This window comes from Pelorhabdus rhamnosifermentans, from assembly GCF_018835585.1.
GTDB classification, from domain to species: domain Bacteria; phylum Bacillota; class Negativicutes; order UMGS1260; family UMGS1260; genus Pelorhabdus; species Pelorhabdus rhamnosifermentans.
In genome coordinates, this window is sequence record NZ_JAHGVE010000017.1 from 75,650 (window position 1) to 89,274 (window position 13,625).

General features: G+C 40.7%; 14 protein-coding genes. 9 read left to right on the forward strand and 5 right to left on the reverse strand.

Features of this window, described 5'->3' with window-relative positions:
- Positions 1 to 101: 101 nt before the first annotated feature.
- From Ga0466249_RS17930 to Ga0466249_RS17965, 8 genes are all read left to right on the forward strand, one after another.
- Positions 102 to 575 carry a GlcG/HbpS family heme-binding protein gene (locus tag Ga0466249_RS17930; protein WP_215830848.1) on the forward strand — a complete coding sequence of 158 codons (474 nt, stop codon included), beginning with the start codon at positions 102 to 104 and terminating at the stop codon, positions 573 to 575.
- A gap of 258 nt (positions 576 to 833) precedes the next feature.
- Positions 834 to 1,226 (forward strand): hypothetical protein, encoded by a 393-nt coding sequence (locus Ga0466249_RS17935; protein ID WP_215830849.1) that lies wholly within the window; start codon positions 834 to 836, stop codon positions 1,224 to 1,226.
- A gap of 59 nt (positions 1,227 to 1,285) precedes the next feature.
- Positions 1,286 to 1,663, forward strand: a complete 378-nt coding sequence (locus Ga0466249_RS17940; protein ID WP_215830850.1) for a hypothetical protein — start codon at positions 1,286 to 1,288, stop codon at positions 1,661 to 1,663.
- 260 nt (positions 1,664 to 1,923) lie between these two features.
- Positions 1,924 to 2,364 (forward strand): GNAT family N-acetyltransferase, encoded by a 441-nt coding sequence (locus Ga0466249_RS17945; protein ID WP_215830851.1) that lies wholly within the window; start codon positions 1,924 to 1,926, stop codon positions 2,362 to 2,364.
- 46 nt (positions 2,365 to 2,410) lie between these two features.
- Complete coding sequence (locus tag Ga0466249_RS17950) at positions 2,411 to 2,923, forward strand: GNAT family N-acetyltransferase (RefSeq protein WP_215830852.1); 513 nt, start codon at positions 2,411 to 2,413, stop codon at positions 2,921 to 2,923.
- A 308-nt stretch (positions 2,924 to 3,231) separates the two neighbouring features.
- Entirely contained in the window at positions 3,232 to 4,002 is a 771-nt protein-coding gene (locus Ga0466249_RS17955; RefSeq protein WP_215830853.1) for a DeoR/GlpR family DNA-binding transcription regulator, read from the forward strand.
- Between the two features lie 291 nt (positions 4,003 to 4,293).
- A complete protein-coding gene (locus Ga0466249_RS17960) occupies positions 4,294 to 5,643 on the forward strand; it encodes an MFS transporter (RefSeq protein WP_376769307.1) in 1,350 nt (449 codons plus the stop codon).
- Positions 5,613 to 6,461: an HAD-IIA family hydrolase gene (locus tag Ga0466249_RS17965; RefSeq protein WP_246588843.1), complete on the forward strand. Its 849-nt coding sequence runs from the start codon at positions 5,613 to 5,615 to the stop codon at positions 6,459 to 6,461. The genes Ga0466249_RS17960 and Ga0466249_RS17965 overlap by 31 nt, the downstream gene beginning before the upstream one ends.
- A gap of 87 nt (positions 6,462 to 6,548) precedes the next feature.
- Here the strand turns inward: Ga0466249_RS17965 and Ga0466249_RS17970 are convergent, their stop codons facing one another.
- The 5 genes from Ga0466249_RS17970 to Ga0466249_RS17990 are packed head-to-tail and all read right to left on the reverse strand — an operon-like array spanning position 6,549 to position 12,436.
- Complete coding sequence (locus Ga0466249_RS17970; protein ID WP_215830854.1) at positions 6,549 to 7,889, reverse strand: GntT/GntP/DsdX family permease; 1,341 nt, start codon at positions 7,887 to 7,889, stop codon at positions 6,549 to 6,551.
- A 2-nt stretch (positions 7,890 to 7,891) separates the two neighbouring features.
- Positions 7,892 to 9,211: a nickel-dependent lactate racemase family protein gene (locus Ga0466249_RS17975; protein WP_215830855.1), complete on the reverse strand. Its 1,320-nt coding sequence runs from the start codon at positions 9,209 to 9,211 to the stop codon at positions 7,892 to 7,894.
- A gap of 31 nt (positions 9,212 to 9,242) precedes the next feature.
- Positions 9,243 to 10,253, reverse strand: a complete 1,011-nt coding sequence (pdxA, locus tag Ga0466249_RS17980) for a 4-hydroxythreonine-4-phosphate dehydrogenase PdxA (protein WP_215830856.1) — start codon at positions 10,251 to 10,253, stop codon at positions 9,243 to 9,245.
- Positions 10,253 to 11,539 (reverse strand): four-carbon acid sugar kinase family protein, encoded by a 1,287-nt coding sequence (locus Ga0466249_RS17985; RefSeq protein WP_215830857.1) that lies wholly within the window; start codon positions 11,537 to 11,539, stop codon positions 10,253 to 10,255. The genes pdxA and Ga0466249_RS17985 overlap by 1 nt, the downstream gene beginning before the upstream one ends.
- Positions 11,540 to 11,578: 39 nt before the next feature.
- A complete protein-coding gene (locus Ga0466249_RS17990) occupies positions 11,579 to 12,436 on the reverse strand; it encodes a MurR/RpiR family transcriptional regulator (RefSeq protein ID WP_312889794.1) in 858 nt (285 codons plus the stop codon).
- A 232-nt stretch (positions 12,437 to 12,668) separates the two neighbouring features.
- Between Ga0466249_RS17990 and Ga0466249_RS17995 the strand changes: the two genes are divergently transcribed.
- The gene (locus Ga0466249_RS17995) at positions 12,669 to 13,574 is read left to right on the forward strand and encodes a DUF6612 family protein (protein ID WP_215830859.1); all 906 of its coding nucleotides are present in this window, start codon (positions 12,669 to 12,671) and stop codon (positions 13,572 to 13,574) included.
- Positions 13,575 to 13,625 lie beyond the last annotated feature (51 nt).

A 13,625-nucleotide genomic window follows, 5' to 3' on the forward strand; every position in this document is an offset into this window, starting at 1 on the left:
AATATTATCCGTACGATGACATCGGAATATAAAGGGGGATGTAAATACAAAAATAAATTACAGCAAGTTTCCAAAGAGCTAAGAGAGGGGATGGATTCAAAATGAAAAGGAAAGTAATTTATATGCTAGTACTCTGTATGGTCATTGTAATGGGATTTGGGGCGGTAGTGCAGGCGGCTCCCAGCTTAAATTTGGATAAAGCAAAAAAAATGATTGCTGCTGCTGAGCAGAAATCGGTAGAAATTAATGTTCCGATGGTTATTACTGTAGTTGACGAAGGTGGTAATTTAATAGCTCAGGAGCGTATGGATGGGGCACTTCTGGCCAGCATTGCTATATCTAAAGGTAAGGCCTATACTGCAGTAGCTCTTAAGATGCCTACTGAAAAGCTGGCGAGTTTAACTCAACCGAATCAACCTTTATTTGGAATCAATACAATTGATGAACAGTTAGTTATCTTTGGTGGCGGATTGCCAATTGTTGAAAATGGTCGGATAGTAGGTGGGATCGGGGTAAGTGGCGGTTCTGTAGAAGAAGACATCTCTGTTGTTACGGCTGGTTTGGCTGCTTGGTAAATTTGCATAGTAAAAAAGAGTACATTTCTCTCAAGAAATTTACTCTTTTTTGTTGCTATAAATTTGTTTATGCGCTGCTTTAGTATTCCCAGAACATCTGCTGGATTTCTTTCACGTCGGTTGTTTTCGTTAGGTATAGCAAAACATATTTTTTTAGAAAAACTTGTAACAATCTTGTAACATTCTATTGTTATACTAATTCATAAGGAGAAGTATAAGATAAAATAATAAATCTTTTTTTAAGGAGAGATGTTACTTATGAATATGGCAATTAGCTCGACTCAATCACAAAGTAGTTCCAGTCAAACAAGTATTAATAGTTTGCAACAAAAAGAAAAAACAATCGAAGCTCAAATTCAAAAATTGCAAACAGAAGATGCGACAAAGAACAAAGATGAAATTCAAAGTCTTCAACAAGAAGAACAGCAAATCGAACTAGAAATTGAACAAAAACAATCACAAAGTCAGAATACAGACAGTACGCAGCAATCATCGGCTAGCCAAGCTGCTGGTCCAGCCTATTCTGTACAGCTAGGCAAAGATCAAAGTTCTGGTGATATCTCAAATATGACATCCAGTTTAAATGTCGGTCCAGCTTATTCTTTAGAAGTGAATCCAAAGAATAACCAAGCAACGACAAAAGCTAGCTAAGGGCGTGGCGAAGAAGTCATTTGCCTTATAAAGTATAGCTAATAAGGGAGGTAATTTGTGTGAGCGTTACATCAGTCAGCAACGATTCTCTTTCGTATTATCAAAAACAATTAATACAGCAAAATCAGCAACAAACTGATAATAGCAGTAACAGTACAAGTGTGGGTGCAGCGGCTACTTTAGACTTAAGTACTTCATCGTCTGTAACAGCGACTAATTCGACAAGCCAAAGTAGCAGTGGCGGCAGCGGTGGAACTGGCAGTACATCACAAAGCAGCTCTTGTCCATTAGGGAATGCCACTTGTAGTGGTTGTGGGCAATGTGGCAAAATTACTGCGGCTAAACAAAACCAGCTGCTCCAAAGTAATGCAAGTAATGCAAATTACCAAACGCTTACGGCCATCAATTCCTATGATGTCAATTCGATTTTTTTATAAGCAAACTATTGAAAATTGCATGAACATCATTTAAATCCTTCTGAGTAGATAACTTGTCTATTAAGGAGGATTTTTTTGCTTTTTCGATAAAAATGATTGTATATTACTTGCTAAAATAGCTAGGTAAAAATGTTGAACAGAATTAGCAAGAAATAAAGGATCGATGGAGAAATATACATATAGAACGATACAGGAACAATCAGTGAAGAATTGAAGATTGAATGCAATTGGGCGAGAAAAGTGATGGGAGCGGAGACTAAATGGGACAGCGGATTATTATTACAAATGAGCAACAAGAACGGGAAAAAACGTATCTTATTAGACGCAAAGTTTTTGTCGAAGAACAACATGTACCAGACGAAATGGAAATTGATGAAGTTGATGAGCGTGCTGATACGCAATATATTCTTATAATGAATGAAGAGGAGAAACCAGTGGGTACAGCCCGATTTCGTCCTTATGGTGAAGGTGTGCTAAAAGTTGAGCGTGTAGCAGTGTTAAAGGAACAACGTGGAATAGGTACTGGCAGGATGATTATGGAGACCATTGAAACTACGGCTAAAAAAGCAGGCTATCAAGGATTGAAACTCGCGGCGCAGCTACATGCCAGAAAATTTTATGAAGGACTGGGTTATCAGCCGCAGGGCGAAACCTATCTGGAGGCAGGCATTGAACATATTGATATGGTAAAAAGCATTTAGAAAATATCCTGCAGTGAATAGTAGGGATAATTTAAGGAGGTCCGTGATGATTCGTTTGGCAGAACGCAGTGATGTGAATGCTATATTGGAAATTTATAATGAAGCGATCATGAATACAACAGCAATATACGATTATAAACCTCATACGATTGAAAATATACTTGCATGGTATGACAAGAAAGTTCAAGCAGGGGTTCCTATCTTAGTATTTGAAGAAAACCAGTCTGTTATTGGGTTTACAACATTTGGGCCTTTTCGGGCGTGGCCTGCCTATCAATATACGGTGGAACATTCTGTTTATGTCCATAAAAAACACCGCGGAAAAGGAATTGGTACCAAGCTGATGGGCGAACTTATGGGGATATTAAATGAACGAGGTTATGCGATCCTTGTTGCTGGCATTGATGGTAATAATGAAGGAAGTAGGCTCATGCACGAAAAATTAGGATTTACTTATTCAGGTACCATTCGAAAAGCAGGCTATAAATTTGGTAAGTGGCTTGATTTATGTTTTTATCAGTACGAACTTAGAGGACCGCTGAATCCGACGGAAGACTGATAATATTAGGGTTATTGAGGAGCTTTTATGGAGGAGTTAGTGGACAATCTTTTGTTGAAATGGAAGAAATGAGTAAAGTGATTAACGGAAGACAATCAGTTTCTATGGAACAAATCGTTGCATCGAGTCATGCTTTGGCGAAATTAGCTGAAGATTTACAACAAATGATGCGGCCATTTATCATAAAGTGCGATATTTTAAAAATAACACTAACTTACTGAAAATATCTTAAAATTATATGATAATATAGACAAAAATTATATATAATAAAGTTATAAAATGATATTAATTTGTTAGGAGTAGAATCGGTGTTAGCGAATATACAGCGTAGGAATGATATTGTCAATCTTATATTTAAGCTGGGCTCAGTCAAAGTGACGGATTTGGCTGAGAAATATGGAGTAAACGAGGCAACTATTCGCCGGGATCTGAAATACTTATCGCAAAATCATAAAATTACGCTTACTTATGGCGGTGCTTTTATTGAGAAAAATACAACATGCTATTCCATTGTCGAGATTAATCTTGCGAATAAACGCATGATGCATTTTGATGAAAAACAGGTGATTGCACGGAAAGCGGCAGCTTTAATTAAAGACGGCGAAACTATTGCGTTAAACGCAGGAAGTACAGTGGAGTATATCCTTGATTATTTGGAAAATATTACACAGTTAAATGTTGTGACTCTCTGTTTGCATGTTGCGGCTAAGGCTGCGCGACTTCCCTATGTTACCGTTTATATGCCAGGCGGAAAATTGCGCAATTCTTCAGGCGTATTTTACGGTAATGGTACGGAAAAATTTCTTAAAAAGTTTAGTGTAGACAAGTGCTTTTTTGGTGTAGCGGCCATAAATCTTAAAAAAGGCATTATGCATCCTGTTTTAGAAGAAATAGAAAATAATCGCATTATGCTAGATATATCGGAACAAAAATATTTAGTTGCTGATTATTCGAAATACGATTGTGTTTCACTAGCAAGTCTTACTGATTTAGAAGAATTTACTGGATTCATTGTTGATGACAAGTTTCCTGATGTATATAAAGAATTTGCTAAATTAAATGATATTCAAATTATTTAAGGTAAGATAGAGTCTCTAACATGGGCTCTTTTTTTTTATGCCCTGATTTAGGGCATAAAAAAATCAATTAGCATCATAAACATGGACTATTCTAAAAATTGGTGTAATAATAAAAATCGGACATCATATACATATAATATGCATATGATGTTTATACAATGTTGCATGAAATCATCATAATTTATTAGTAGGACACAAAAAAATGATTAAGGAGGAATGACTGATCACAAATTACTGAAGTTTTATGATAATGTTGCAACTGTCAAAGAAATTAAAGAAATGAGGTACAAAATTATGGCAAGTCTTTGGAACTTTTTCAAAACTGGACCGAATATGCCAATGCTTACGGATGCAAAACAAATTAAATCTCTATTTAACACAATGCGCTGGCAGGTATTTGGTTCTATTACAATCGGCTATGGTTTATTTTATGTATTGAGGCTTAATTTTTCGGTAATTAAAAAGCAGCTTATGTCTTTAGGTATATTGGATGCACAGCAATTGGGTCTTATGGGATCAGCCATGTTTATCACATATGGTCTTGGCAAATTTACCAATAGTTTTTTGGCTGATCGATTTAATAATAAACGTTTTTTTGCTTTTGGCCTATTTATGTCATCTATCGCTAGTGTGTGCATGGGATTTTGTAATACATTTACACCGCTTCTGGTTTTATGGGGCATCAACGGCTGGTTCCAGTCTTTTGGTGCTGGGCCTTGCATTGTTGCATTGAATCAATGGTTTACGAATAAAGAACGTGGTACATATTATGGCGTTTGGTTTACAAGCCATAATCTTGGTGCCGCCTTTACATATGTAGTAACAGCCGTACTGGTTACTTCTTACAGTTGGCAAATGGGCTTTATTGTTCCGGGCCTTGTCTGCCTGGCAGGTTCTTTTGCTATATTATTCTGCATGCATGACCGTCCGGAAACAAATGGTCTGCCAAATGTAGAAGTATATAAAGGGGGAGTGCAACCAGAAGCTATAAAAAGTACTAAGACTGTAAGCCAACTACAATGGGAAGTTATTAAAAACCCAGCGGTATGGATTCTTGGCTTATCCAGTCTTTGCTGCTATATCACACGTTATGCGATTGAAAGCTGGGGGATTGTTTACTTAACAGCAGAAAAAGGTTATTCGACTATGGGCGCTGGCAGTATACTTGGCATAATGCAGGTTGCGGGAATTTTCGGGGCATTGACTTGCGGTTTTGTATCCGATAAATTCTTCAATCATAAACGCAATAAGCCAGCATTGATCTATGGTATTATATATATTATATCGGTTATGCTTTTCCTCTGGGCACCACCAAGTATAGCTATGGATATGTTTAGTTTGTGCTTATACGGCTGGGTGATGGGAGCTCTTGTATGTTACTTGGGTGGCCTTATGGCAGTCGATATTGTTCCTAAACGTGCAACAGGTGCTGCAATGGGGATGATTGGTCTTTTAAGTTACGCGGGCGCAGCGTTACAGGAAGTTATTAGTGGATATCTTATTAATGCGCATATGACAATTGTTAATGGCGAAAGAATTTATGACTTTACGCTTGCAGGTGATTTCTGGGTAGGCGCCGCCGTCGTTTCTTGTTTATTGGCGCTGCTGGTATGGAATGCAAAGCCGAAAGAAATAGTATAATGATACCGCAAAATAGCGAATGGTTACGTAAAGTAAAATATTTTGCACTAGATATGGATGGTACGATCTATTTGGGTAAGAAACTTCTGCCTGGTGCTCTGGAGTTTCTTCAGTATTTAAGACAAAGCGGTAGGCCGTATATGTTTTTAACCAATAATTCTTCGAAAAATAAACAATCTTATGTGACAAAGTTACGGAACTTGGGAATTGCAGCCACGAGTGAACAAATATTAACCTCTGGTGAAGCGACAGCTTTGTATCTGAATCAGATCAAACCGGGAGCACGCATTTTTTTATTGGGAACACTCGATTTAGAGCAAGAGTTTGTAGCTCATGGCTTTGTCTTGACAAACGCCCAGCCAGATTATGTAGTCTTGGGATTTGATCAGACTCTTACTTATGCTAAGTTGACTGAAGCCTGTCATTTACTTCGCGAGGGCGTGCCGTTTATTGCCACGCATCCTGATATTAACTGCCCAACAGATGAACGGTCTGGCTATATTCCTGATGTCGGAGCCATGTTGGAACTGATTTATGCTTCCACAGGCGTGAGACCCAAAATTATTGGTAAACCTTATCGTGAAATTGTTGATGTCTTAATTGCTAAGATGGATTGTAAGCGAGAAGAAACAGCGATGGTAGGGGATCGTCTTTACACGGATATTAAAATGGCCAAAGATTCGGGAGTTTGCGGTATTTTAGTGCTAAGTGGCGAAACGAATTTTAGCGATTTGCAGCAATCCGATGTTCAGCCTGATTGTGTCTTTGAAGGTGTGCGTGAACTGACTGTTGCTTTAAAAACAAGTGAGAACAACTAAAGTTATTGTTTGGTTACAATAAAAAACAGCCTTTGCTTAAATCAAGCAAAGGCTGTTTTTGTTACAATTTATTTAACAAGTGCCTGGTTATCCTAAGAATTGTGCAAGGATCATGACACCGATCAATCCGACGACAGATGCAATGGTTGTTGATGCCGTATAAATACCGAACATTTTATTCATTGGAATGCCTAGCGCCTCTTTTACAAACCAGAAACCAGGATCTGTTACGTGGGAAGCACCGATAGCACCGGCACCAATGGCAATGGCAACTAAAGCGGGGTCAAGATTGGGATATACAGCAAGAACGGGTGTAATAAAACCAGCCGATGTCATCATGGCTACTGTTGCGCTGCCAATGGCAAAGCGCATGACAATGGCAATGACCCAGGCCATAATTAACGGACTGATTTGAATGGTTGTTAAAACTTGTTTGAGTACATCACCAATACCGCTGTCAAGGATGACACGATTAAAAGCACCGGCAGCACCGATGACAAGAATAATGGATGCCATGGGTCCCATGGCGGAATCAATTTGTTTGGCGAGTTCAGTTAAACTGTGACCCCGCTTCCAGCCCATTACATAGTAGGATAAGATGGCGGCGATAAATAGGGCTGTAATGGGGCTGCCGATAAAGTTGACGATGGGCATAAAGGGAGCATTTTTATCAGCTACAAGTTCGATAATTGTTTTGCCAATCATGAGCAGAAGCGGTAATAAAATTGTAAAGAGTGTGACGCCAAAATGCGGCAAGGCTGAGTCTGGCACACGCTCAATGTTGCAGTAGCGGTCAGGTGGCTGAAAATCATATTTCTTTGAAATAATCTTGCCGAAGAAGGGACCTGCAATAGCTGTAGCGGGAAGACCGATTAAAAGTCCGTAAAAGATGACCTTACCTACATCGGCTTTGAGGGCGAGAGCAATAGCCATGGCAGCTGGATGAGGTGGGATGACACAGTGGACAACAGTCAATGCAGCAAGCATGGATAAAGCGACTTGTACTAGCGGTTGTTTCGATTCAATGACAACGCAAAAGAGAATAGGCGTTAATAGCACAATGCCAACTTGTAAGAAAACAGGAATGCCACAAATATAGGCGACAATCATCATAGCCCAGGCAGCTTTATTTTTACCAAGGAAGTTAATCAATGTACGCGATAACTTTTCTGCACCGCCTGATATTTCCATCATTTTTCCGATAATGGCACCGAGAGCCAGGATCGGGGCCAGGAAGCCTAAGGTTCCTCCCATCCCTGCTTCAATGGAGGGGCCGATTTTAGCGAGTGGCATGCCTGTGGCAAAAGCAATTAAAAAACAGGCTGCTGTGAGGGAGATAAAGGCGTGAATACGAAACTTAATACTAAGAACGATGATCATCAGGATGGCAATTCCGAGAGTGGCGAGCATGTAGAATGACTGATCCATAATTAGTTCCTCTTTCCGCTAGACGCGTTAGTTGTATTTATATTGCTTTTGGAAGAAATAATGGGGAGCATGTCTGGGGCATGAGTGAGAACAGTGACTTTAGCATGAGCACCCTGTTCGGCAAAGGCCGATTGGAGCGCCTCATTTACTGAAGAAAATGGAACGAAGCCTAGTTTTTTTGCATCGTCTGGAGCAATTCCTTGTGAGACGATATAGACTGTTTCGCGTTCTTTCACTTGTGCCCAGGCAATGGCTAAGGCTGCTGCCACTTCGTCAGGCAATTTTTTGTTATCCACAAGCTTTTTGAGTTCTGCTGAGGAATAGCCCGTAATATCTACGATTTCCGAGTGAGTTACAGCAACACCTTCATAACAGGGAGTGACAATAATAATCGTGCCTCCTGCCTTGACAGCTAAATCGGAAGGATAGAGAGTCTTATGTGCTTGCCAAAATTCAATATCACAAGGATGGGAACCGGAAATGACAATATCGGCTTCTTCAGGAATTTCTACAGCATAAATTTTTTGCGATAAGGCAACGCCTTCCTTAAAGGCAGCTTCCATATCACCAAAGAAAGCACCCACAACTTCGCCGTGACGATTGAGGATGGTATTTAAAATGGTATTCATGCCAATTTTTTCAGCCATCAGATTGAGTTCACGACGAACGGGACTGTCTTCCATTCCCAAGCAGGAGCGTGGGGATCTTACGCTGAGCAAATGTGTTTCAGCTGTCGTGTTTTCACCTGAAATACCTGGCTGAACAATTTTGGCACCCCCGGAAAAACCTGGAATATGGTGAGGGACAATACTGCCGATGCCAATCTTGAAATCGGCCTCATAGGCTTCACGGTTTACCCAGACACTGGTACCATTGGCTGTTTTGCCAAGGTCGATTAAAGCGTTGGGATTTTTGAAGTCATGATTTTTGATTGTAACACGCTCGGCGACAGCTTTACCAAATTTTTCGACGATTTCTTCTTGTGTCATAAAGCGATGTGTGCCAAGGGCAATAATAATGGTAATTTGTTCGTCTTTAACTCCTGCTGCATTCATTTCATCAAGCAAGAGTGGAATAATTTGTTTTGTTGGTGTTAAACGGGTGTTGTCGTCAGCTAGAATGACGATTTTTTCTTTCCCATGGACAAGCTCAGCAAGCGAGGGGGTACCAATCGGATGCCTGAGGGCCCGCATAATTTCTTGTTTGACATCAGGCACACTGGCGATATCCTGAGGCGAATAAATACCAATTAAATTTTTTTCCGGAACAGACACTTCCATGTTGTCAGAACCATAAGGTAGGACTATTTTTACACTCGACATAAGCAGACTTCCTTTCAAATTTCTTTCTAAATTATTTTTGAGTACCCTTGGCTAGATGACTGGCAAAGTTAAGGGCAGCAATCATGCTGGATTCATCGGCAACGCCTTGTCCGGCAATGTCAAAGGCTGTACCATGGTCAACAGAGGTGCGGACAAAAGGCAGGCCCACAGTCACATTGATGCCATTATCAAAACCAAGCAGTTTGACAGGGATATGCCCTTGATCATGATACATTACAACGACAATATCAAATTCCTTGCGGCACACGGCGCGGAAAAAAACCGTATCAGGTGGAATGGGGCCAGTGGCGTTGATTCCTTCTTGTTGTGCTGCAAGTACGGCCGGGACGATTTCATCAATATCTTCACGTCCGAATAAGCCATTTTCCCCAGCGTGAGCATTGAAGCCAGCGACAGCAATGCGCGGTTGTTCCAGCCCTAATTGGTGCAGCGTGCGATGTGCCAGTCGGATGACGCGTAGGACTCGGTCTTTTTTTATGAGGTCAGCAGCTTGTCGCATGGATACGTGAGTGGTGACATGAATCACGCGTAGCACATCGCCGACAAGCATCATGGCATAATCTTTTGTATGGCTAAGTTCAGCTAAAATTTCAGTATGACCAGGAAACAAGTGTCCCCCCTTGTGAAGGGCTTCTTTATTGATGGGGGCTGTGACGATGGCTGCTACGTTGTTATTTATGGAATGCTCAATGGCGGCTTCAATGTATGTAAAGGCGGCATGCCCAGCCCTTCTATCTACCTTGCCGAAGGGAAGGTCAGCTGGAATATTTGCAAAATCAAGGACATCAATGACGCCATGCTGATAGGACCCTTCTTTTACATTCGATAGGCTTTTAATCGTTAGTGGGCTTTTTACAATCTTTGCAGCAAGTTCCATTCTTTTGGCGTCGCCAAAGACGAGAGGACGGCACGCGTCATAGATGCGTGCATTGGTCAGCGCTTTAGCGATGACTTCGGGTCCGCAACCAGCGGCATCCCCCATGGTAATTGCCAAAATTGGTCGTACATTTTTCTTATTCATTATGGTAACCTTCTTGTTGTAAGTTTTTGTGATGCTTTGACTAATGCATCAGAGTTACCAAAAGCGCCTGCCTTGGTAATGACCCAGAATGACTTTCCCTCAGGTGTTTTCATTTTACCGAGGGGAATGGCTGGTGCTATTTCTTCAAGAATGCGAATGCCTGTGACGCCAAGGGCTTGGCAGACCGCACTGGCTGTGTCACCGCCGGTGAGGATGACGCCAGCGACGTCTTGTTGACGTAAAATGGCGGCTCCTGTTTCACCGAGAATTTTCGCAGTCACTTCACTGACTTCGAAGGCTGACATACTACGTTTGGCTCCTGCTGCTTTGGATCTTTCAATAGCTTGCAGATGGTAGCCAGAGGCAAGTACAATGTTTTTACCCTGTTTAAGGAGCGCCAGTGCTTTTTCGAGGCACGGAAGAGGGAGATGTGGCTGTTCAAGATAATTAGCCACATCTATTTCGATTAATTCATAATCATTAAGCAACAATTGAGTTACTTGGTCTCGCGTAATGGCACTGATGCTGCCAGCCACAACAAGAGTGGGGTATTGAGGTTTTTGCTTTTCCTTCCAACCAAAGAGCTGTGGCAGACATTCAGCAAGACCAGCTGAGCCTGCCCAAAGAATGTGATCAGATACTTCTAGGACTGCTTGAGCCGCTAAAAGAAAATGTTCTTCTAACCAGGCATCGCAGCTAATGAAAGTGCACCCTGCTGCTAAATGTTGTCTTATGGAGGCTGTGATAGCAGCTTGACCTTGACAAAGATCAGTAATGCCAATATGTCCAACTTTTGCACCTGTTTGTTTGCGCAAAAGTTCTGGTAGAACTGTCTCAAACACAGGAGTTTTCTGATCTTTGGCTATTTCTGTTGCTGATAGAGGAACACCATGGAGCAGATGATTTCCGCCCACGGTGGTGCGACCATTCTTTGGAAAAGCTGGCATGACGAAGGCGAAATCATGGAGGTGAAGATCAAGAATAGCTTGTAATTCCACGCCTATATTGCCACGCAGGGTGGAATCCAATTTTTTATAGTAATGTAAAAATCTAGCCGCCCGGGCCTGTTTGGCAATTTGTTGTACTTGTCTGTAAGCTTTATCAGCGACACTAGCGCGAGTGTTTGTATCGATAACGATAATAGCTGCGTCAGAAGAAGCGGATAAAGTCGTGCCTTCTAATAGCACTTCAGTGTGCATTCCTTGTCTGGCGAATTGTACTCCTGTATCATTTGCGCCAGTTAAATCGTCAGCAATAATGATCATGGATTTGGCTTGTTCGTTCAAAAGCATCAGGTCCTTTTATTGTATATAGTCTGGGCATACTTAATGCGTTGTCCTGTGATGTTTTAAGGCCATACGAGAGTGATGGACTCTTTCAATGGCCGCGTCGCCGATGTCGAGGGCTAGTTTGACATAGAGAATGTCAATGACGATGAGTTGAGCGATGCGGGAAGTCATGGCATCAGACCGCATTTTCGTTTCTCGAGTACAGCTTAATAGGTAGGCAGATACGCTGTTTGTAATGCTAGAATTGATAGAGCTTGTAACGGCACAAGTGTAGCAACCTTGTCGTTTGGCTAATTCTAACGTGTAGAGAATATCTGTTGTTTCACCGGAATGACAAATAGCAAAAAAAATTTCATCAGCTTGTGCTACAGAGGCCGCAATGGTCATGAGATGAGAATCACTATAGGCATTGATTTTTAGCCCTAATCGCATGAGTTTATGCATGGCATCTTGGGCCACGACACCAGAAGCGCCCAGACCGATGACGTGGATGAGAGAAGATTTTTTGAAATGCTCCGCCATGTCTTGTAAGGCCGAGACAGAAAGCTGTTTTTCTAAATCGGCAATTCCTTGGACAGAAGAATGAATGACTTTTCGAATAATGGCAGGCAAATCATCTTGATTCTCTACTTCTTCATAGATAGGGCGAATCTCATTTTCGGCTAATTCTTTGGTGAGAGCAATCCGGAACATAGCATAATTTTCGTAGCCAAGTAATCGATAGAATCGAATCACTGTGGCATCACCCACTTGACAGTGTTTGGCCAGTTCGTTAATGGGGATAGTCAGTGCTTCTTGTGCATGTTGCTGCAAAAAGTGTACAATGCGTTCATGGGCCGGTGTAAAGCGATTACTTTGCAATCGAATGCGTGTAAACAGAGACAAATCTATCACCTCCAACGTCCGGAGAAAATCTTCATACATATCATGAATGAAAAATAATTTCTCCACAAAGGATATTTGACGTTCTTTTTAAATTCCCTCTTTTTTTTTACTTTTATAAAAAATAGTGATTATTCTGATACGGAATTTTATACGAAGATACTTATATAATTACTCGACGTGTCTTAATAATGCTATAATAGAAACCAAGTAAGTTATTTAAGGATAGAAAGGAATGAGAGCGATGGGAAAATTTTCAATGGTATCGAGATTATTTATCCTTTGTGTCATGACTGTATTTATTTCTATTTGCAGCATGTATAGTTTGGTTGCAGCAGCACCGCAAGATGCCAAAGAAATGGTTGTTACAGCCTATCAAAAAATGTTGAATTTTAATAATTACCATATGGCATTAGACTCTACTGCAACGATGTCGGTTCAAGGAAAAAATATTCGTATGGCAATGGAGGGTGGATTTGATATACAAGCGAAGCCCATGCTAAGCAAAGGGGATATGAACATTCGTGTTTATACGGATTCTAAAACATTAGATAAAAATCTTGTGCAATACATAGAAGAATCCGGTAATCAGATCATCATTTATTCTAATGTTGATAATTCTTGGATTAAGCAGAGTTTTCCTAAAGAAAGTGTTGATTCCCTTCGTGATTATGGGAGTTATATAAAAGCGATTAAGAGCGCTGAAATTGAGAGTGATGACGATAATTCAACGGTAATTCGTGTTGTTGCAAGTGGCGAAGTTTTAAAAAATACGCTGAAACAAAAAATGGCGCTTATGGGAATGAATAAGCTTGTTGTATCAGATGATTTTTTAGCAGATATTCAGGATCTATCCTACTCCATAACCATTGATAAGAGCACGGGTAACATTTCCGCGAGCCATATGGATTTATCTGACTTTATGGCTCAATTTGGTACTCATATGGCTGATAAAATGAAGACGACAGAAAAGCAAAAGCAGGCTATAACAGAAATGTTTCAAAATATGAAATTCATCATGGATGTTACTTTTTCACAGTATAACAGTGCACCCGATGTCGTGATTCCACAAGATGTAAAGGAGCGGGCTGTTGAAAAAAATGTTCAATCAAGTAAGCTTTTAAGCGGTCCACAGGTGACGCAATCATAAAAAAATAGTGCCCTCTTTTCTTTAACAAGAAAAGAGGGCACTATCCAGTTT

Excerpts from the sequence above, each read along its gene's own strand:
- Ga0466249_RS17970 (WP_215830854.1), bottom strand. The coding sequence starts at position 7,889 with ATGGATCAGTCATTCTACATGCTCGCCACTCTCGGAATTGCCATCCTG.
- Ga0466249_RS17995 (WP_215830859.1), top strand. The coding sequence starts at position 12,669 with ATGGGAAAATTTTCAATGGTATCGAGATTATTTATCCTTTGTGTCATG.
- Ga0466249_RS17975 (WP_215830855.1), bottom strand. The coding sequence starts at position 9,211 with ATGTCGAGTGTAAAAATAGTCCTACCTTATGGTTCTGACAACATGGAA.
- pdxA (WP_215830856.1), bottom strand. The coding sequence starts at position 10,253 with ATGAATAAGAAAAATGTACGACCAATTTTGGCAATTACCATGGGGGAT.
- Ga0466249_RS17935 (WP_215830849.1), top strand. The coding sequence starts at position 834 with ATGAATATGGCAATTAGCTCGACTCAATCACAAAGTAGTTCCAGTCAA.
- Ga0466249_RS17945 (WP_215830851.1), top strand. The coding sequence starts at position 1,924 with ATGGGACAGCGGATTATTATTACAAATGAGCAACAAGAACGGGAAAAA.
- Ga0466249_RS17965 (WP_246588843.1), top strand. The coding sequence starts at position 5,613 with ATGGAATGCAAAGCCGAAAGAAATAGTATAATGATACCGCAAAATAGC.
- Ga0466249_RS17950 (WP_215830852.1), top strand. The coding sequence starts at position 2,411 with ATGATTCGTTTGGCAGAACGCAGTGATGTGAATGCTATATTGGAAATT.
- Ga0466249_RS17930 (WP_215830848.1), top strand. The coding sequence starts at position 102 with ATGAAAAGGAAAGTAATTTATATGCTAGTACTCTGTATGGTCATTGTA.